We start from the raw sequence: 19,679 nt of genomic DNA, 5'->3' as shown, positions 1-19,679 counted from the left end.
CGGTGGCCGGTCCCGCGCCTCTCTACACTGCAGGGCTGCGGGCTGTCCGCAGGCTTTCGCTGTCAGAACACGTCATGCGCTTCCCGCTGCTGCCCTGGCCCCTTCCCGCCCTCCTGGCCTGGGCCGCCGCATGGCTGGCCTTCCTGCTGCTGCGCGGGGCGGCCGGCGCACCGTGGTGGGCGGCCTGGCTGGCAGGCTGCGCCATCGGGGCGGCGGCCAGCTTCCAGGGCCGCACCCGCTGGCGGCAGTGCCTGATCGCGCTGGGGTTCCCGCTCTCCTTCCTGGCTGCGGGGGCCAGCTCCCTGCCTGCCTGGGCCTGGCTCGCGCCGCTGGCGTTGCTGCTGCTGGTCTATCCGCTGCATGCCTGGCGCGACGCGCCGCTCTTTCCCACGCCGGCGCGCGCCCTCGACGGGCTGACCCGGGCCGTGCCGCTCCCCGGCAACGCGGCCGTGCTGGATGCCGGCTGCGGGCTGGGCCACGGCTTGCGCGCCCTGCGCAGGTCCTATCCCGATGCCCGCCTGGAGGGGCTGGAATGGAGCTGGCCGCTGCGCTGGCTGTGCGCGCTGCGCTGCCCGTGGGCCCGGGTGCGGCGCGGAGACATCTGGCGCGCCGGGTGGGGGGGCTACCGCATGGTCTACCTGTTCCAGCGCCCCGAAAGCATGGCCCGGGCCGCTGCCAAGGCCCGCGCCGAGATGGCGGCGGACGCATGGCTGGTCAGCCTGGCTTTCGAGGTGCCCGGGGCCGTGCCGGAGGCCGTGCTGCGGCCCGAGGCCGGGCACCCGGTATGGATCTACCGGGTGGGCCGCCTCCCCCCTGTCCGCCCGCAGGCCGCGGCGCTATGATCCGGCGCGGCCGCCCCGGGGCGGCGCCAAAAACCCCCTTCCATTCCCCTGTAGCCATTCCATAAAGGAATTCCTCCCATGTCTCAGAAGACCATCACCCTGCTGGCTGCGGCGCTGTCCGCCGCCCTGCTGGCGGGCTGCGAAACCACGAACATGCGCATGGGCAGCGCGGAATCCAAGACGGTGGCCACGGGCGCTGCCGCCGGCGAGTCGTCGGCGAACGCGAACACCCAGCTCGAGCGCTGCGCCTCGCCGCTGGGCACGGTGTCGCTGGTGGAGAACCAGGACGCGGGCTGGTACACCATCCTGCGCAACGAATACCGCCTGCCGCCGACGTCGAACCTGCTGCGCCTGATGATCCAGCAATCGAACTGCTTCGTGGTGGTCGAGCGCAGCGTGACCGGCATGGGCGCCATGAACCGTGAGCGCGCGCTGATGCAGTCGGGCGAGATGCGCGGCGGCAGCAGTTTCGGCCAGGGGCAGATGGTGGCTTCGGACTATGGCCTGTCGCCGGAGATCGTCTTCTCCAACAATGACGCGGGTGGCATCGGCGGTGCGCTGGGTGCGCTCATCGGCGGCGGGCGCGGCCAGGCGCTGGGCCAGCTGGGCGGATCGCTGAAGACGCGCGAGGCCAGCGCGATGCTGACGCTGGTGGACAACCGCTCGGGCGTGCAGGTGTCGGTGTCGGAAGGCAGTGCCTCCAAGAGCGACTTCGCGGGCTTCGGCAGCATCTTCGGCAGCACGGCGGGCGGCAACCTGGGCGGCTACCAGAACACCTCGCAGGGCAAGGTGCTGACGGCCGCGTTCATGGACGCATACAACCAGATGGTCATGGCGCTGCGCAACTACAAGGCGCAGAAGGTCCAGGGCCAGGGCCTGGGCGGCGGCGGCCGGCTGGGCGTGGACGGCGGCGCGGCGCCGTCGCAGACGAAGGCGGGCGCATCGATGTCGGTGCGCGAGGCGCAGGCACGGCTCAATGCGCTGGGCTACGACGTGGGCGCGCCGGACGGCGGCATGGGCGCGAAGACGGCGAACGGGCTGCGGGCCTTCCAGAAGGACAAGGGCCTGCCGGTGACGGGCCGCCTGGACTCGGCCACCACCGACGCGCTCTCGCGCTGAATCGGCGAGGGGCATCACGGCTCCTCGGTCTCCCCGGGCGTGGCGCTACACTCCGCGCCCGGGGAGCTTTCGAACAATGCGACACACCATCACGCGCGTCTCCCGCACGTTGCGCGGGGCACTGGCACTGGCCGGTACGCTCGCCGCCATCCCTGGCCTTGCAGCGCCGCAGTCAGGAGATCCTGCGTTCACGCGGCCCGATCCCGTCCGCCTGCCCGACCGGCCCATGTTGCAGGCTTTTCTCGAGGAGCTGGGGCAGACGCGCCGCGCGAACACCTTCTGCTTCGTGCAGCAACGCCTGTCCCCTCCGGAAACGGCCGAAGACGGCACCAGTGTGCTGTCGATGCTCTGGCATGAAGGCGAGCGCATTTACCTCGTCAATATCGTCCGGCCGGGCCAGCGCTATCAGCCGGTGGAAGACTCCGTGGGGGAAGGCCGTGCGCTGGCGTCCTCCGGCGGCAGCGTGGATCTCAAGACCGACGTTGTCCCGACCGACGCCGACGTCGGATCCAGCACGACCCTGGTGAGCCGTGCCTGGGTCGAGCACCTGAAAGCCCAGTGCCGCCGCGTGGGCACGACGATCCGCGTGCCTGCCTTCACGCCGCGGCGCACGCCGTAAGCCTGCGCACTCCAGTCTGCCTGCCGTCCGGCAGCGCTCCCTTCTTCCAGAGGCGCTGGAAATCATGCGCATGATGCGCCGCGTGATCGCCAACCGGCTGCAGTCCGGGAAAACGCAGGAGTTCATGGCGGCGGGTGCGCGCGACATCCGCGGCATCGTCACCGCGAGCGATGGCGGCAGCGTGCAGTTCGCGGGCTTCGACAGCTATCCGAACATCGCCGGCGCCAGGCAGAAGAGGGCGCAACACCTTCTTCACGCACCAACGGTACCGCGCCAGCGGCCGCTGAGGTGGGTGAACTTCAGCAGCCCGACCGTCGGGCCCAGCCCACAGTGACGCCGTTGTTGCAGTTTCGGCGAAGGATCGGCCGTGAAATTGACGTATTGTTACGCGTCAAAACCAATACACGAGGGTGCCATGAAATTGCGGACACGGATCCTGCTGCTGTGCGGGGCCACTCTGCTGGGGATGCTGCTTCTTTCCGCGGTGACGCTGGCCACGCAGTACCAGACCATGCTGCGAGAGCGAACCAGCCAGCTCTCCACCCTGGTAACGCTCGCGCACGCGGCGGCGCAGAAGGCCTACGACGAGGAAAAGGCGGGACGCATGTCGCGCGAGGACGCCATGAAGGCGGCCAAGCAGGCGATCGGCAGCTTCCACAAGGGCGACCTGTATTTCTTCGTCCGCGGTTACACCGATGACGTGAATCTCGTCCACCCGAATCCCAAGCGCATCGGGATCGTCGATCCCAATGTCGGCAAGGCGGCGGGCGAGCGCTACCGCGCGGCGCTGCAGGGCAGGACCATCGGCACCGTGGTGGCCAGGGGCACGCGCCCGGGCGCCAGGCAGGAGGTGGAAAAGCTCTATGCCATCATCAAGTTCGAGCCCTGGGACTGGACCATCGGCTTCGGTGACTACATCGACGACATCGACCACGCGTTCTGGCGCCAGGCGGCCATCCTGCTCGGCATCTGCGGAGTGCTGATGGCTGTCATCGTGGCTCTCGCCTGGGACATGCTGCGCACGCTGGTGCGCCAGCTGGGCGGTGAGCCCCAGTACGCTGCCGAAGTGGTGCAGCAGATCGCCGAGGGCAACCTGGCCGTGGATGTGCAGACCCGTCCTGGCGACCAGACCAGCATCCTGCATGCCATCCGCACCATGCGGGACAACCTGTCCGCCCTGGTGCTGCAGGTGCGGGAGAGCACGGGCTCCATCACCACGGCCTCCGCGGAGATCGCCTCGGGCAACAGCGACCTGTCGTCGCGCACCGAGTCGCAGGCGAGTGCCCTGGAGCAGACCGCAGCCTCGATGGAGGAGCTGACTTCCACCGTGCAGCAGAACGCACAGAACGCCCGGGTCGCGAGCGATCTGGCCGTGGCGGCTTCGGGCGTGGCCGTCCGTGGCGGTGCCATGGTGGGGCAGGTCGTGGAAACGATGGGGTCCATCGACGCGTCCTCGCGCAAGATCGTGGACATCATCAGCGTCATCGACGGCATCGCGTTCCAGACCAACATCCTGGCGCTGAACGCCGCCGTGGAGGCGGCCCGCGCGGGTGAGCAGGGCCGCGGCTTCGCCGTGGTGGCGAGCGAGGTGCGCAGCCTCGCCGGCCGGTCGGCGGCGGCCGCCAAGGAGATCAAGGGCCTGATCGACGACTCAGTGGCCAAGGTTGGCGAAGGAACGCGCCTGGTGCAGCAGGCGGGCGCCACCATGCAGGAAATCGTCGATGGCGTGCAGCGTGTCACCGCGATGGTGGCCGAGATCAGCGCCGCCAGCGCGGAGCAGAGCGCCGGGATCGCTCAGGTGAACCAGGCCGTTTCGCAAATGGACCAGGGCACGCAGCAGAACGCGGCGCTGGTGGAGCAGGCCCTGGCCGCGGCCCAGTCGCTGAGCCAGCAGGCCCAGGCGCTCTCCCACACGGTGGACAAGTTCCGCGTGGACGCATCGGCGCGGGGCCTGCCGGCGCTGGCGCACTGAGGCTGCGGGCCCTGCTGCGTGGCCGTTCAGTCGGCCGTGGGCTCGCGCGTCAGCCCCAGGAAATGGTCCAGCATGTGGAAGTGGTCCTCGAAGAAGGCCTCTTCCAGCGCAGCCAGCGCCGTGATGGGAAACCACTCCACCTGCGCCGCGTCGTCGTCCGCGCGCACGTCGGGAAAGGGCTCGCCTTCCAGGTCGAAGTAGTGCGCGTGCGTGATGGTGCGTCCGCGCTGGCTGCGGTCCGGGTGGTCGAACACGGCTACCTCCCGCAATGCGGCGCGCATGCGCGCCTCGGGCAGCGTGCAGTGGGTCTCCTCGGCCAGTTCGCGCAGGCAGGACTGCCAGACGGTCTCGCGCTGCTCGATGAAGCCGCCCGGCGCGGCCAGCTGCCCCTTGCCCGGCGCATGTGCACGGCGGATGAGCAGCACGTGGTCCTGGCAGCGCAGTACGGCATCGACGGTCACGAACACCGGCGGATAGGGCGCCTTCGCCCAGGCTTCGCGGTAGCCGCGGAGCATGCGCCATTCCTCCTGAAGGGCCGCGTAATGCGGGGCCTGGGCGAAGGCGCGCAGGAAGTCGATGGTGCTGTCCGGTACCTGCTCGGCGAGCGGGCCCAGCGCGGCGAGCAGCGTGTCCGGCGTGGCGCCGAAGTACGCATCGCGGATGGCGGTGGCGTCGATGCTGCCCTGCCGCTCCACGGCGATGAGCTGCCAGCCCGGAAAGCGCCGCAGGTAGCTGCTGGTGGCGTCCTTGAAGTGGCCTACCAGCCCGATGCGCGCATCGGGCCGCACATGCCGCGCCACCGCCTGCAGCACGGCGGCCACCCAGGCGAGTTCGTTGTAGTGGTCACGCACGGGCAGCACGGTGAGGCGCGCGCGGTCGGCCACGGGCAAAGCATTGCGCAGCATGGCTTCGCGCTCCTGCCAGGTGAACGGGTTCTTGGGCGAGCGCGCCTGCCAGGCCGAGCCCATGATGACGATGGCATGGTGGGCGCTGTCGAGCGCGCAGCGCAGCAGGGCCAGGTGGCCGTTGTGGACGGGCTCGAAGCGTCCGATGAGGATGGCGTTGTCGTACATGGATGCGGATGCGATGAGGGAGCCCGCGGGCGGAAGGTGCCCGGCGGGGCTGCGGGGCCACTGCGGCAAATGTAGCCGCGCCGGCGCGGTCAGGCGTACTTCGCCGCGATCGGCATCTGCCGGCCGTTGCCGAACGCCTTGGCACGCACGCGCAGGATGGGCGGCGCCTGCCGGCGCTTGTACTCGTTGCGCGCGATCATCCGGCGCACCCGGTGTACCAGCGCGCGGCCGGCCTCGTCATGCTGCAGGCGGGCGGCGAAGTCGCGCGCGTCGGCATACTCTGCATGCGAGAGGCCTTCGCCTTCGATCAGGAGCTTGAGCACCTGGTCCAGCACCGGATAGGGCGGCAGGCTGTCCACGTCCCGCTGGCCGGGAGCCAGTTCGGCCGACGGCTCCTTGTCGATGATGGCCTGGGGAATCAGTTCGCGGCCGGCGTGCGCGTTGACGTGGCGGGACAGCTCGAACACTTCGGTCTTGTAGAGGTCGCCCAGCAGTCCCAGGCCGCCGTTCGTGTCGCCATAGAGCGTGCAGTAGCCCACCGAAATCTCCGACTTGTTGCCCGTGGTGAGCAGCAGATGCCCGAAGGCGTTCGAGTATTCCATCAGGATGGTGCCGCGGATGCGCGCCTGCAGGTTCTCCAGCGGCAGCCCTTCGAGCGGCTGGCCGAAGCTGGCCTCGAACTGCGCGGCATAGCCCGCCACGAGGTCCGCGATGGGATGGGTGTGCAGCCGGATGCCGAGGTTGCGGCAGAGGGCCACCGAATCGTCCACCGACCCGCTGGATGAAAAGCGCGAGGGCATGGTCACCGCCACCACGTTCTCCGGGCCCATCGCTTCGGCGGCGAGCGCCAGGGTCAGGGCGCTGTCGATGCCGCCCGAACTGCCGACCACCACCTGCCCGAAGCCGCAGCGCCGCGCGTAGTCGCGCAGGCCGAGCACGATCTGCTGGCGGTAGAAATCCATCGTGGGCAGGCCCTCCCGCGGAACGTGCGGCAGGGCGCCCCCATCCACGGAGCGGAAGCGCCCGTCCTCCAGGCACAGGGTGCGCACGTCCTCGGCGAACCGCGGCGCCTCGAAGACCACGCCCGCCTCCGGCTCCGCCGCGAACGATGCCCCGTCATAGACGATCTGGTCCTGGCCGCCGACCTGGTTCACATAGACCACGGGCAGGCCGTGGCGCCGCGCGGCGTCGCCGAAGACCTGGTGCCGGACCTCGCGCTTGCCGATATGGCTGGGGCTGGCATTGATGCTCACCACCAGGTCCGGCGCGGCATCGGCCAGGCGCTGGAAGGGGTTGGTGGCGTAGTCGGCCACGGTGTCGTTCCAGCCGTCCTCGCAGACCAGGAAGCCGATCTGCGCGTGGCCGATGCGCAGCACCCGCGCGACGTCGGGGCCGGGCTCGAAGTGGCGGCGTTCGTCGAAGATGTTGTAGGTGGGCAGCAGCTGCTTGGCGTAGGTGAGGCGGACCTCGCCGTCCCGCAGCACCAGCAGGCTGTTGTGCAGGCGCTTGCCGGGGCCCTGCGCACGCGTGGGGGTGCCCACCACCCAGTGGAGCCCCGGCGTGGCGCGAGAGGCGTCCTGCAGCGCGGCGATCCCGGCATCCACGCGTTCCATGAAGCCGGCCTCTTCCAGCATGTCGCCGGGGTAGTACCCGCACAGCGCCAGTTCGGTGAACACCACCAGGTCGGCGCTGGCCTGCGCCGCCTGCCGGGCCGCGTCGGTCATCCGCTGCACGTTGCCTTCGATGTCGCCCACGGTGAGGTTGAGCTGGGCAAGGGTGATACGGAGCATGTCGTTTCCTTGGACGTTGTTGGGGGAAAAGCGAAAGGGCGGAAGTGGTCAGGGCTCGCGCGGCAGGCTGAACACCTGCCGCAGGTAGGCGAGGTAGGTTTCATCGTCGCACAGCGTCTTGCCCGGGCTGTCGGACAGTTTCGCGACCGGCTGGCCATTGGCACGCACGATCTTCATGACGATGTTGAGCGGGCGCGGCCCCAGGTCATTGCTGAGCTGCGTGCCGATGCCGAAGCCCAGTTGCACGCGGTCGCCGAAGTGGCGATGGAGCGCCAGGGCGCGCTCCACGTCGAGCCCGTCGGAAAACACCAGCCGCTTGCCGTGAGGGTCGATGCGCAGCCGCGCATAGTGCGCCAGGGCCTTCTCGCCCCAGGCGACCGGATCGCCCGAGTCGTGCCGCAGGCCGTCGAAAAGCTTGGCGAAGTACAGGTCGAAATCCGCGAGGAAGGCGTCCATGCCGACCGTGTCGGTGAGCGCGATGCCGAGGTCGCCGCGGTATTCCTGCACCCAGTCCTCCAGCGCCGCCTTCTGGAAATCGCGCAGCCGCACGCCCAGGGCCTGGTAGCTCTGCAGGTACTCATGGGCCATGGTGCCGATAGGCACCAGCTGCAGGTCGCGGGCCAGCAGCACGTTCGACGTGCCCTTGAACCATTGCGGGGCCTGCATGGCGAACGTCTGCACCACCTCGCGCTGCCAGGTGGCGCTGTAGCGCCGGCGCAGGCCGAAGTCGAACATCTCGAACGGATGGGCACGCGGCGCCTCTGCAGCCAGCGCCTGCACCCGCGCGATTTTCGCGGCCAGCCGGCGGCGGCCTTCCTGCAGCACATCCGTGCCACCGCCGAGCCGGCGGAAATACAGCTCGTTCACGATGGCCAGCACGAAAATCTCGAAGCCCATCACATGGACCTGCGGCCCGCGCGCCACGATCGACAGCTGCTCCCCTTCCGCCCGCGCCTCGATGAAGGCGCGCTGGAACTGGAAGATGCGCAGGAAATCCACGAAGTCGCTCTTGATGTAGCGCAGCCCGCCGAGGTAGGCCAGTTCGTCCGGGGAAAAGCGCAGGGCGCACAGGGCGTCGAGTTCCGCGTTGACCTGCGGCAGCAGCTCCGCGAGCGGAAATGCCGGTGCGTTGCGGCAGACGAAGCGGTATTCGGCCTGCGTCTGCGGGTGGCGGTGCAGCAGCGCCTGCCACATGGTGAACTTGTAGAGGTCGGTGTCCAGCAGGCTCTGGATGATCGGTGCCATGCGTGCGTGCTCCCTGGAAGGCGGTGGGTGATGGAAAGAAGGCCGGGCAGCCCGCGTCAGGCCGCGATGTCGTCCGCAGCCGCGAGCCGCACGCCCTGCGCGCGCATCGCTTCCAGGAAGGCGCCATGCTGGCTTTCGAAGCCGCGCACCGGGCTCATGCAGTCGGTCAGCAGCACGACGCGCTCCGGCGTCCAGCCCGGCTGCAGGCGCGGCAGGTGCCGCACGATGTGCTCGGTGGTGGCGCGCACGCAGTGGCTGCTGGCCTCGCCGGCGATCACCAGGCACTCCGCTGCACCCAGGCGCTCCAGCAGCGGGACGTTGAGCGCGGTCGCCGGGTCCTGCGGGTCGGGCACCTCGGCCTCGATCGCGCTGTAGTGTTCGGTCCAGGGGTTCATGCCCTTGAACACGGCCTGCACGGCCTCTCCGCGCACGGCCTGCCACTGTGCGCAGGCCGCCAGAACCTCGGCATGCACGCCGTGGCCCCAGCTTCCGATCTCGCAGTGCACAGGCCACACCATGAGGGTGTAGCGGCCCTGGGCCTCCAGCGCGTCCAGGTATGCCAGCACGCGGGGCAACGCTCCGGCATCGCGCGGAAGGAAGGTGCCGTCGCGCACCTGTGCGGCGGTGATCGGCGTGAAGGGCTGCACCTCCCCGCCTGCGGGCGCCGTCCAGAAGAGCGGATGGGCCACGTCGTAGCGCTGGTGCGAATCCAGCGTGACGGTCACCGCGTCCAGGCGGCTGGCCACACGCCGCACGAATGCCGCCAGCCTCTGCATGTCGGCGTGCGCGCCGGCCACGGGCAGCGAAGGCGCCAGGCGCGTACCGCTGGCAGGATCGGCGGGACACCAGTCCGCGGGCAGGTCGCAGAAATCGTTCTGGGGATCGATGGCCAGCAGGTGCAGCGGGGTGGAGAAGCGGGTCATGGCTGTGTCCTGGGAAGAAGGTGCGATGAGGTCATTCTAGTTTGTTAGTTTATTTACGCAACTAACTGACGCGGATTGGTAATCAGGTGCAACGGGCGCCCGCCTTCTGAGCCTTTGTCCCGGCGGGACGCTGTGCCATAAACACGCATGCCCGGTCCGCGTTGTCCCCCGAATGTGGCGAGGGACAACGCGGACCGGGCATGCCGGGCTGGCTGGACCTGGGGCCGCCGTGTTGCGGCCGCAGGAGCGCCAGGGCGGTTACTTCATCACACTGCGCGCCGCGCCCACGCCGAGCACGGCCAGCACGATGAAGATGACCGCGACCACGAGGAACAGAAAGAACAGGATCTTGGCGATGCCTGCCGCGCCCGCGGCCACGCCGCTGAAGCCGAGCGCGCCGGCGATGAGGGAGATGATGGCGAAAATGATGGCGTACTTCAGCATGGTGTCGCTCCGTTGACGATGAAGCCGCCGCCGGGCCGGTGAGGGCGCTTTCGGCGTCGGGTGCATCGATCATCGCCAGCGGCCGTGCGTGGCGCCGTCGGCATGCCGTGATTGCGGGTGTAGGAGCGCGCGCAACGAAAAAGCCGCCGGACCTGGCGGGGCGGCGGCTTTGCGGAGTGCGGTGAATGGCGGGGAGGCCTTGTGGCTTCGGCACGGCCCTGCGTGCCTTCACATCGCTTCGCGATATGAGCCTGCGCCGCAAAGCCCAAGGCTTGGCCTGAGGCCAAGCGCCGGGCTTTACAGCCCGGCCGCTGCTCGCAGCGCTTGGGCTTTGTCCGTCTTTTCCCAGGTGAACTCGGGTTCCTCGCGGCCGAAGTGGCCGTAGGCGGCGGTCTTTTCGTAGATCGGGCGCAGCAGGTCGAGCATCTGGATGATGCCCTTGGGGCGCAGGTCGAAATGCTCCTGCACCAGTGCGGCGATCTTGTCGTCGGGGATCACGCCCGTGCCTTCGGTGTACACCGTGACGTTGATCGGGCGGGCCACGCCGATGGCGTAGCTCACCTGGATCTGGCACTGGCGCGCCAGGCCCGCGGCCACGATGTTCTTGGCCACGTAGCGCGCGGCGTAGGCGGCCGAGCGGTCGACCTTCGTCGGATCCTTGCCGCTGAAAGCGCCGCCACCGTGCGGGCAGGCGCCGCCGTAGGTGTCCACGATGATCTTGCGGCCCGTGAGGCCGCAATCGCCTTGCGGGCCGCCGATGACGAAACGGCCCGTGGGGTTGATCAGGTATTTCGTGTCCTGCAGCCACTCCTTGGGGAGCACGGGCTTGATGATCTCCTCGATCACCGCCTCGATGAAGCTGGCCTTCATTTTGGTGGCGGTCTCGGACTGGTCGGGATGGTGCTGGGTGGAGAGCACCACCGTGTCGATGCTGTGGGGCTTGCCGTCCACGTAGCGCATCGTCACCTGGCTCTTGGCGTCCGGGCGCAGGAAGGGCAGGCGGCCATCCTTGCGCAGCTGGGCCTGGCGCTCGACGAGGCGGTGCGCGTAGTAGATGGGCGCGGGCATCAGCTCGGGCGTCTCGTCGCAGGCGTAGCCGAACATCAGGCCCTGGTCGCCGGCACCGGTGTTCAGGTGGTCGTCGCTGGCGTGGTCCACGCCCTGGGCGATGTCGTTGCTCTGCTTGTCGTAGGCCACGAGCACCGCGCAGCCCTTGTAATCGATGCCGTAGTCGGTGTTGTCGTAGCCGATGCGCTTGATGGTGTCGCGTGCCACCTGGATGTAGTCCACGTGGGCATTGGTGGTGATCTCGCCGGCCAGGACGACGAGGCCGGTGTTGGTCAGCGTCTCGGCGGCCACGCGGCTGCGGGGGTCTTCGCGGAAGATCGCGTCGAGGATGGCGTCGGAGATCTGGTCCGCCACCTTGTCGGGGTGGCCTTCGGACACCGATTCCGACGTGAAGAGAAAGTCGTTCGCCATTTGAATAAACTCCTGTGCTTTTTTGGCATTTTGGGGCGTTGCCCTCAGCCTTGTGGAGCCGTGGCGAACGCTTTAGCAGAGTTGTTTAACGTCGCCCTGCAAGTTGCTCATTTAACTCAGCGACCCCCCCATTCTACCGACACGGATCTGTCACGATGCCCACTGCGTTCCGCTTCTTCGCCCGATGGCCACTGGCCGCGCTCCACGCGCTGGGCGCCGTGCTGGGCTGGATCGCGTTCCTCGCGTCGCCCACCTACCGTCGCCGCTTCCTCGCCAACGCTTCCCTGGCCGGCTACCCGTTCGCGCGCGTGCGCGGTGCGGTGGCCCATGCGGGCCGCATGGCGGCCGAGTTGCCACGCCTGTGGCTGCATCCCGGGGCGCCGCCCTTCCGCATGGAGGGGGAGGCGTACGTCGAGCAGGCCTGGGCAGCCGGCCGGGGCATCGTCTTCCTGACGCCGCACATCGGCTGCTTCGAGCTGTCCGTGCAGATCGCCGCGCAGCGCTGGGCCCCTGAGCACGGCCCCTTCACGGTGCTCTACCGTCCGGCCCGGCAGGCCTGGCTCGCCGAACTCATGCGCACGGCGCGCGACCGGCCCGGCATCCGGGCGGTGCCCACGGCGCTCTCGGGCGTGCGGCAGATGATCAAGGCGCTGCGCCGCGGCGAGGCCGTGGGCCTGCTGCCCGACCAGGTGCCGCCCGAGGGGCAGGGCCTGTGGTCGCCGTTCTTCGGACAGCCGGCCTATACGATGACCCTGGCTGCCCGCCTCGTGCAGCAGACCGGCGCCGCGGTGATCCTGGCACGCTGCGAGCGCCTGCCGGGCGGGCGGGGTTACGTGCTGCACTTCGAACCCCTGGCCGAGCCGCTGTCCTCTTCCCTCGAAACTGCCGTCCTGCAGATCAACCAATCCATGGAACGCACCATCCGACATTCTCCCGACCAATACCTCTGGGGCTACGGGCGCTACAAGCATCCGCGGGCCGAAGCTTCGACGCAGGCCGCGCCGGGAGCGGACGCATGACGGCGGGGCGCTTCAATCTCGCCTGCATGCGCGTGCTCGCGCGCCTGCCCCTGCCCGTGCTGCGGGCCCTGGGCTGGGTGCTGGGGCAGGTGATCTATGTACTGGCCAGGCCGCGGCGCAAGGTGGCCCTGCGCAACCTGGAACTGTGTTTTCCTCAGGCCAGCGCCGGGCAGCGGAGGGCGTGGGCACGCGAGACCTTCGTGCGCTTCTGCCAGGCCTGGCTGGACCGCAGCTGGCTCTGGATGGCGCCGCAGTCGGTGGTGGAAAAGCGCCTGGAGATCCACGGCGCGCTCGATGAGCTGGAAGGCGACATGCCCACGATCATCCTGGCGCCGCATTTCCTGGGCATGGACGCCGCGGGAACCGCGCTCACGCTGCAGACCGACAGGGCCTTCACCTCCATCTTCACGCCGCATCCCGATCCGGACATCGATGCCTGGCTTTTCGCGGGCCGCCAGCGCTTCGGCAATGTGCGCATGCTCAACCGGGGCGACGGCGTCAAGCCCATCCTGAGCGGGCTGCGCAAGGGGGGGCTGCTGTACCTGCTGCCGGACATGGATTTCGGGCCCAACGATTCGGTGTTCGTGCCCTTCTACGGCATGTCGGCCGCCACCATCACTTCGCTCTCCCGCTTCGCGCGGCTGGGCCGGGCCAAGGTGGTGCCGCTCATCGGCCGCATCACGCCGCGCGGCTACAGCGCGGAAATGATGCCGGCCTGGCAGAACTATCCCACCGACGACATCGAGGCCGACACCGCCCGCATGAACCGCGAGCTGCAGCAGTGGATCGACACCATGCCGGGCCAGTACTATTGGGTGCACCGGCGCTTCAAGTCGCGTCCGGCCGGCGAGCCGTCGGTCTATCGCTGAAGCCGGGTGGCCGCCGCCATGGCCTGGCAGCGGCCGCCGCTGCTAGCGCGTCTCCTTCAGGAAATCCCCGATTTCGCTCGCCACGCGGTCCGGCTGTTCATGTACCAGCCAGTGCGACGCGCCCGGCACCGTGCGCAGCCGCAGTGCCGGTACCCAGTGGTCGAGGCCATCGAGCAGGCCCGGACGCAGCGCCGGGTCTTCCAGGCCCCAGAGCACCAGGGTGGGCCGGGTGATGCCGAGCATGCCGTCCGGCAGTTCGACGGCGGCGGCATGCGGCTCGCCTTCGCGAGGCGGACGCATCGGGCTGGCCCGGTAGTAGTTGCAGGGGCCCGCGAGGCCTTCGTCCCAGGTGGCGCGGTAGCGGCCCCGCAGTTCGGGCGTGAGCCATCCGGGTGCGCTCCCGTCGGGGCGGTCGAAGAAACCGAAGAGCCGGCGGTAGCCGTCCTCCGCCAGCAGGGCCTCGGCATCGGGCCGGCAGAGGAAGTGCATGTATTCGCTGGCCTTCTGCTGCTCCGGGCTGTGCTGCAGTTCCCGCAGGAAGGTGCCGGGGTGGGGCGAGTTCACGATCACCAGGCGCTCCAGCAGGTCGGGCCGCTGGTTCGCCAGGTTCCAGGCCACCGCCCCGCCCCAGTCGTGCGCGACCAGTGCGGCGAGCCGGCCGCCGGCTGCGGCGGGGCCGCATTCCGCTTCTATGAGCGCCACCAGGTCCTGCACGAGGTGTTTGGCCCGGTAGGCCTCCACGGCCTGCGGGCTGCTGGAAGGCGCGAACCCGCGCAGGAAGGGCGCCACGCAGCGGTAGCCGCCGTTCTCGGGGCGCGAGAAATGCTCCAGCATCCCGTCCCAGATGAAGGCGCCTTCGGGGAAGCCGTGCAGGAAGACCAGGACCGGGCATCCGGGCGCACCGCGCGTGCGGCAGTGCAGGGTGATGCCGTGGGGCAGCGGATGGAGCGTGGTATCGGTCATGTGCGCGGCGGTCCGTGGGGCCACCCGCGCGGATCGTCCACGCGGGTCGTCAGGGGGTTGCGGAATCCTCGGGGCCGGGCGCGGGAGCGTCAGGTGGCTGCGGGCCCTCCTGCGGCCCGGCCGCTGCGGCCGGCGTCGTGCCCAGGGGGTGCGACCATTGCCACAGCAGCTGCGCGACCTCGTCCACGCCCTGCTTCTTGAGGGCGGAGAACATCTTCACCTCCCCGCCGCCCGCCTGCAGTCGCGTGATGGACAGCACCTTGGCCTGCTCGGCGCGCGTGAGCTTGTCGGCCTTGGTGAGCAGCACCAGGAACTTCAGGCCGGCCTCGACGCGCGGCCGCACTGCCTCCAGCAGCGCCTCGTCCAGCTCGGTCAGGCCCAGGCGTGGATCGCACAGCAGCACGATGCCCGTGAGGCCCTTGCGGCTGACGAGGTAGTTCACCATCACCTGCTGCCAGCGCTGCTTGTCCGAGCGCGACACGGCGGCGTAACCGTACCCGGGCAGGTCGGCCAGCACCGCGTCGGTCACGTTCTGCCGGCCGAGGGCGAACAGGTTGATGTGCTGCGTGCGTCCGGGCTTCTTCGACGCGAACGCGAGCTGCTTTTGCTGCGTCAGCGTGTTGATGCAGGTGGATTTGCCCGCGTTGGAGCGCCCTACGAAGGCGATTTCGGGGACGTCGATGGGCGGCAGGTGGTGCAGCTGCGCGGCGGTGGTGAGGAAGCGGGCCGTGTGCATCCATCCCACGGCGACCTTGGCGTCGGGTGCGGGCGGAAGCGAGCCAGCAACTGGCGCATGTGATGTAGTCGTCATAAATGGGGGTTAGCAGGGAGACGCCCGCGAAGGGCCGCATTGTAAGATTGACGGGCTTTGCGGCCCCCTTCTACAACACAGAACCCCCGATATGAAGAAACTGCTTGCTCCCATGCTGATGGCTGCCGCGCTGGCGGTTGCCGCCTTCCCGGCCTCGGCCCAGGCACCCGCGGCGGGGCAGAAGGCGGGCAAGCCGGACCTGGCCAAGGGCGAGGCCAGCTTCGCCGCGGTGTGCGCGGCCTGCCATGCGGCCGACGGCAACTCCACCATCGTGGCCAATCCCAAGCTGGCCCAGCAGCACCCCGAATACCTCGTCAAGCAGCTGCAGGAGTTCAAGTCCGGCAAGCGGAGCGACCCGGTGATGCAGGGCATCGCCGCCACGTTGTCTGAAGACGACATGCGCAACATCGCCTGGTGGGCGGCCAGCAAGCAGGCCAAGCCCGGCTTCGCCAAGGACAAGGACCTCGTCGCCCTGGGCGAACGCATCTACCGCGGCGGCATCGCCGACCGCAACATCGCCGCTTGCGCGGGCTGCCACAGCCCCAACGGCGCCGGCATCCCGGCACAGTACCCGCGCCTGTCGGGCCAGCATGCCGACTACACGGCCAAGCAGCTGGCCGCGTTCCGCGACGGCAAGCGCGCCAACAGCGTGCAGATGACGCAGGTCGCCGCCAAGCTCAACGACCGCGAGATCCGCGCCGTGGCGGACTACATCGCCGGCTTGCGCTGACCCCCCCTTCCTCCCCGCGCACCTTGCGGGAATCCCGGGAGTCCCGGCGCTTGATTTGCGTCAAAATCCACTCGGTTGGCCCCCCGGCCTTCCGGAACCTGCCGCCGATAATCACACCCAAGACGGGCGGGCCCATCTGAACGGATGGCCCGCCTTTTCTGTTTTCAGGCCCCGCCGCTTCCATCCGTCCCCCTCGCTGCACGCTTTTTCGCCTGTCCGTCTCCATGTCCGACATCGTCCACGGCCATCCGCATACGTCCCGCACCGCACCCGCGCGGGCCCTGGTCGAGTTGCTGTCGTCCATGCGTTTCGCGATCTCGCTGCTCACGGTGATCTGCATCGCCTCGGTGATCGGCACGGTGCTCAAGCAGCACGAACCCGCGGCGAACTACGTGAACCAGTTCGGGCCCTTCTGGGCCGAACTCTTCATGGCGCTGCGGCTGAATGCCGTGTACAGCGCGTGGTGGTTCCTGCTGATCCTCGCCTTTCTGGTGACCAGCACTTCGCTGTGCATTGCCCGCAACGCGCCGCGCTACCTCGCCGACCTGCGCAGCTACAAGGAAAACGTCCGGGAGCAGAGCCTGAAGGCCTTCCACCACCGCGCGCACGCGGTGCTCGGCACCGAGGTGCCTGAGGCCGCGGCACGGCGCATCGGGGGGCTGCTGGCCGGCGGCGGCTGGAAGGTCCGCCTGCAGCAGCGCGACACCTCCGCCGGGCCGGGAACGGGGTGGATGGTGGCCGCCAAGGCCGGGGCCGCCAACAAGATCGGCTACATCGCCGCACACAGCGCCATCGTGCTCATCTGCCTGGGGGGCCTGCTGGACGGCGACCTGATCGTGCGCGCCCAGATGTGGCTGGGGGGCAAGACGCCATACACCGGCGGGGGGATGGTGTCCGAGGTGGGCGCGGAGCACCGGCTTTCCGAACGCAATCCCACCTTCCGGGGCAATCTGTTCGTGGCCGAGGGCACCCAGTCCGGCACCGCCATCCTGAACCAGTCCGACGGCGTGCTGCTGCAGGAGCTGCCGTTTTCCATCGAGCTGAAGAAATTCATCGTGGAGCACTACTCCACGGGCATGCCCAAGCTCTTCGCGAGCGAGATCGTCATCCATGACCGCGCCACGGGTGAATCCGTGCCCGCCCGCGTGGAGGTGAACCACCCCGCCAGCTACCGCGGCATCGAGATCTACCAGTCGAGCTTCGATGACGGCGGCTCCCTGCTCAAGCTGCGGGCCGTGCCCATGGCGCCGGGCGTGCGGCCGTTCGAGGTGGAAGGAACCGTGGGCGGCTCCACGCGCATCGAGCGTGCGGGCACCGGCGAGAAAGGCTCGGATGCCGCGCAGGCCCTCACGCTGGAATTCACGGGGCTGCGCACCATCAACGTCGAGAACTTCGGCGCCGGGGCCGGTGGCTCCGGCGCGGACGTGCGCAAGGTGGACCTGCGCCATTCCATCGAGTCGCGCCTCGGGGCGGGCAACAAGACGTCCACGCCCAAGGAATTGCGCAACGTGGGTCCGAGCGTCACCTACAAGCTGCGCGACGCCGCGGGCCAGGCGCGCGAATTCCATAACTACATGCTGCCGGTGGACACGGGCGACGGCCAGCCCGTGTTCCTGCTGGGTGTGCGCGAGACCCCGGCCGATCCCTTCCGGTTCCTGCGCGTGCCGGTCGATGACCAGGGCCGCATGGACGGCTTCCTGCGCATGCGCATGGCTCTGGCGGATCCCGCGCTCCGCGAACAGGCTGTGCGGCGCTACGTGGCCCATGCGGTGGACGGCTCCCGGCCCGAACTGGCCGATCAGCTCGCGCAGTCCACGCTGCGCGCGCTGTCGATCTTCGCCGGCGCGGCGGAGCCCGGCAAGGCCGCCACGGGCAGCCCGCAGCGCGGAGGGCTGCAGGCCATCTCGGAGTTCATGGAGGCGAACGTGCCGCCCGCCGAGCGCGAGCGGGCCGGCGAGGTGCTGATCCGCATCCTGAACGGCGCGCTGTTCGAGCTCGCCCAGCTGACGCGCGAGCGCGCGGGCCTCGCGCCCCTGCCGCAGGACGAGGCCACCCGCGCCTTCATGACGCAGGCCGTGCTGTCGCTCAGCGACGCCCAGGCCTATCCGGCGCCGATGGCGTTCGAACTGGCGGATTTCAAGCAGGTGCAGGCCAGCGTGTTCCAGGTGGCGCGCGCCCCGGGCAAGAACGTGGTGTACCTGGGCTGCGCGCTGCTGATCCTGGGCGTGTTCGCGATGCTCTACGTGCGCGAGCGGCGCGTGTGGGTGTGGCTGGCGCCGGCCGGAAACGGAGAGGGGGCCGACGCCACCATGGCCCTGTCCACCAACCGCAAGACCATGGACGGCGACCGCGAGTTCGCCCGGCTCACCGAGAAACTCATCGGGGCCCGGCCCCACCACGGAGGCATCACCGCATGAACACGGCGACCACCACCATCACCCTGAGCGAAGGCTATTTCGCGCGCCGCAACTGGTTCGACTGGATGTTCGCGGCCATCGTGGCGGCGGGCGGCCTCTATGCCCTGCAGCGCTACGGCGCCTTCATGGACGTGTACGAGAAGGGGATCCTGCTCGGCGCCATCCCCTGCACGGTCTGGCTGGGGTGGTTCTGGCGGCCGCTGCGCACGCTGATGCTGGCCGTGGCGGCCTTCGCCTTGCTGGCCATCGGCCTCTACCAGCAGGACGGCGCGGGCAGCCTCGCGCGCGCGGACACGGTGTTCGGCCTCAAGTACTTCCTCTCCAGCCAGTCCGCCATCCTCTGGATGAGCATGCTGTTCTTCATCAGCACGGTCTTCTACTGGCTGGGCATGTTCGCCCGCGGAGAGCGCGGCACGCTCTCCCTGCTGGGTTCGCGCATCGCCTGGGTGGCGATCGCCATGGCGCTGATCGGCACGCTGGTGCGGTGGTACGAGAGCTACCTCATCGGGCCGGACATCGGCCACATCCCCGTGAGCAACCTCTACGAGGTCTTCGTGCTGTTCTGCTGGATGACGGCCGCGTTCTACCTCTATTACGAGGAGCAGTACGCGACGCGCGCGCTCGGCGGCTTCGTCATGCTGGTGGTGAGTGCCGCCGTGGGTTTCCTGCTCTGGTACACCGTCGTGCGGGAGGCCCACGAGATCCAGCCCCTGGTGCCCGCCTTGAAGAGCTGGTGGATGAAGCTGCACGTGCCCGCCAACTTCATCGGCTACGGCACCTTCGCGCTCGCCGCCATGGTGGCCTTCGCCTACCTCATCAAGCAGCAGGCCGGCGAGACGCGCTGGTGGAAGCTCGCGCCGCTGTGGATGCTCGGCGTGGTGCTGTGCTTCGAGCCCATCGTGTTCCGCCAGGGCGCTGCCGAGAACGGCGGCAGCTACTGGATGGTGTACTTCGGCATCTCCGCACTCATCGTCGCCGGCATCCTCCTGGGCCGCCGGCGCATCGCCGAGCGCCTGCCGTCCTTCGAGGTGCTCGACGACGTGATGTACAAGGCCATCGCGGTGGGCTTCGCCTTCTTCACCATTGCCACCGTGCTGGGCGCCCTCTGGGCGGCCGAGGCCTGGGGCGGCTACTGGAGCTGGGACCCGAAGGAGACCTGGGCGCTCATCGTCTGGCTCAACTACGCTGCCTGGCTGCACATGCGGCTGATGAAGGGTCTGCGCGGCACGGTGTCGGCATGGTGGGCGCTGGTGGGCCTCGGGGTCACCACTTTCGCGTTCCTGGGCGTCAACATGTGGCTTTCCGGGCTGCACAGCTATGGAACGTTGTAACGCGGGATGAATCCTTCGGAGGGTTCGGCGCGT

18 protein-coding genes are annotated in these 19,679 nt (G+C 69.1%); 10 read left to right on the top strand and 8 right to left on the bottom strand.

Going from position 1 to position 19,679, the window contains the following annotated elements:
* Nucleotides 1-74: 74 nt before the first annotated feature.
* The 5 genes from T336_RS0112040 (at nt 75) to T336_RS0112020 (ending at nt 4,552) form a co-directional block, all read left to right on the top strand.
* On the top strand, nt 75-842 hold the full coding sequence (locus tag T336_RS0112040; RefSeq protein ID WP_026432722.1) for a class I SAM-dependent methyltransferase: 768 nt from the start codon (nt 75-77) through the stop codon (nt 840-842).
* A gap of 78 nt (nt 843-920) precedes the next feature.
* Nucleotides 921-1,961: a peptidoglycan-binding protein gene (locus T336_RS0112035; protein ID WP_026432721.1), complete on the top strand. Its 1,041-nt coding sequence runs from the start codon at nt 921-923 to the stop codon at nt 1,959-1,961.
* Between the two features lie 76 nt (nt 1,962-2,037).
* The gene (locus T336_RS0112030; RefSeq protein ID WP_026432720.1) at nt 2,038-2,580 is read left to right on the top strand and encodes a hypothetical protein; all 543 of its coding nucleotides are present in this window, start codon (nt 2,038-2,040) and stop codon (nt 2,578-2,580) included.
* A gap of 64 nt (nt 2,581-2,644) precedes the next feature.
* A complete protein-coding gene (locus T336_RS0112025) occupies nt 2,645-2,914 on the top strand; it encodes a hypothetical protein (protein ID WP_026432719.1) in 270 nt (89 codons plus the stop codon).
* Between the two features lie 81 nt (nt 2,915-2,995).
* A complete protein-coding gene (locus T336_RS0112020) occupies nt 2,996-4,552 on the top strand; it encodes a methyl-accepting chemotaxis protein (RefSeq protein ID WP_026432718.1) in 1,557 nt (518 codons plus the stop codon).
* Nucleotides 4,553-4,578: 26 nt separating this feature from the next.
* Here the strand turns inward: T336_RS0112020 and T336_RS0112015 are convergent, their stop codons facing one another.
* The 6 genes from T336_RS0112015 to metK all read right to left on the bottom strand — a co-directional run bounded on the left by T336_RS0112015 (nt 4,579) and on the right by metK (nt 11,506).
* On the bottom strand, nt 4,579-5,625 hold the full coding sequence (locus T336_RS0112015) for a bifunctional nicotinamide-nucleotide adenylyltransferase/Nudix hydroxylase (protein WP_026432717.1): 1,047 nt from the start codon (nt 5,623-5,625) through the stop codon (nt 4,579-4,581).
* An 89-nt stretch (nt 5,626-5,714) separates the two neighbouring features.
* Nucleotides 5,715-7,415, bottom strand: a complete 1,701-nt coding sequence (locus tag T336_RS0112010) for an NAD+ synthase (RefSeq protein WP_026432716.1) — start codon at nt 7,413-7,415, stop codon at nt 5,715-5,717.
* Between the two features lie 48 nt (nt 7,416-7,463).
* Nucleotides 7,464-8,660: a nicotinate phosphoribosyltransferase gene (gene pncB, locus T336_RS0112005; RefSeq protein WP_026432715.1), complete on the bottom strand. Its 1,197-nt coding sequence runs from the start codon at nt 8,658-8,660 to the stop codon at nt 7,464-7,466.
* 56 nt (nt 8,661-8,716) lie between these two features.
* Nucleotides 8,717-9,583 carry a cysteine hydrolase family protein gene (locus T336_RS0112000; protein ID WP_026432714.1) on the bottom strand — a complete coding sequence of 289 codons (867 nt, stop codon included), beginning with the start codon at nt 9,581-9,583 and terminating at the stop codon, nt 8,717-8,719.
* 258 nt (nt 9,584-9,841) lie between these two features.
* Nucleotides 9,842-10,027, bottom strand: a complete 186-nt coding sequence (locus T336_RS0111995; protein WP_011794134.1) for a DUF1328 domain-containing protein — start codon at nt 10,025-10,027, stop codon at nt 9,842-9,844.
* Nucleotides 10,028-10,324: 297 nt separating this feature from the next.
* Nucleotides 10,325-11,506: a methionine adenosyltransferase gene (metK, locus tag T336_RS0111990; RefSeq protein WP_026432713.1), complete on the bottom strand. Its 1,182-nt coding sequence runs from the start codon at nt 11,504-11,506 to the stop codon at nt 10,325-10,327.
* Nucleotides 11,507-11,661: 155 nt separating this feature from the next.
* Between metK and T336_RS0111985 the strand changes: the two genes are divergently transcribed.
* Together T336_RS0111985 and T336_RS0111980 are read left to right on the top strand one after the other, a co-directional pair.
* Entirely contained in the window at nt 11,662-12,525 is an 864-nt protein-coding gene (locus tag T336_RS0111985; protein ID WP_026432712.1) for a lysophospholipid acyltransferase family protein, read from the top strand.
* Nucleotides 12,522-13,394 (top strand): lysophospholipid acyltransferase family protein, encoded by an 873-nt coding sequence (locus T336_RS0111980; RefSeq protein WP_026432711.1) that lies wholly within the window; start codon nt 12,522-12,524, stop codon nt 13,392-13,394. The genes T336_RS0111985 and T336_RS0111980 overlap by 4 nt, the downstream gene beginning before the upstream one ends.
* A 42-nt stretch (nt 13,395-13,436) precedes the next feature.
* On the opposite strand, the gene T336_RS0111975 is transcribed toward T336_RS0111980, so the two are convergent.
* Together T336_RS0111975 and yihA are read right to left on the bottom strand one after the other, a co-directional pair.
* Nucleotides 13,437-14,357 (bottom strand): alpha/beta fold hydrolase, encoded by a 921-nt coding sequence (locus T336_RS0111975; protein ID WP_026432710.1) that lies wholly within the window; start codon nt 14,355-14,357, stop codon nt 13,437-13,439.
* Between the two features lie 49 nt (nt 14,358-14,406).
* Entirely contained in the window at nt 14,407-15,168 is a 762-nt protein-coding gene (yihA, locus tag T336_RS0111970) for a ribosome biogenesis GTP-binding protein YihA/YsxC (protein ID WP_019702598.1), read from the bottom strand.
* Between the two features lie 91 nt (nt 15,169-15,259).
* Between yihA and T336_RS0111965 the strand changes: the two genes are divergently transcribed.
* The 3 genes from T336_RS0111965 to ccsB all read left to right on the top strand — a co-directional run bounded on the left by T336_RS0111965 (nt 15,260) and on the right by ccsB (nt 19,646).
* Complete coding sequence (locus T336_RS0111965) at nt 15,260-15,898, top strand: c-type cytochrome (protein WP_019702599.1); 639 nt, start codon at nt 15,260-15,262, stop codon at nt 15,896-15,898.
* A gap of 224 nt (nt 15,899-16,122) precedes the next feature.
* Nucleotides 16,123-18,315, top strand: coding sequence for a cytochrome c biogenesis protein ResB (locus T336_RS0111960; protein ID WP_026432709.1), 2,193 nt, complete (start codon nt 16,123-16,125; stop codon nt 18,313-18,315).
* A complete protein-coding gene (gene ccsB, locus T336_RS0111955; RefSeq protein WP_026432708.1) occupies nt 18,312-19,646 on the top strand; it encodes a c-type cytochrome biogenesis protein CcsB in 1,335 nt (444 codons plus the stop codon). The genes T336_RS0111960 and ccsB overlap by 4 nt, the downstream gene beginning before the upstream one ends.
* Nucleotides 19,647-19,679 lie beyond the last annotated feature (33 nt).

The sequence above is a fragment of the Paracidovorax oryzae ATCC 19882 genome (assembly GCF_000687165.1).
Taxonomy (GTDB): Bacteria; Pseudomonadota; Gammaproteobacteria; order Burkholderiales; family Burkholderiaceae_C; genus Paracidovorax; species Paracidovorax oryzae.
Note: the sequence above shows the minus strand (reverse complement) of the source record. Positions and strands in the feature narration are given on the sequence as shown.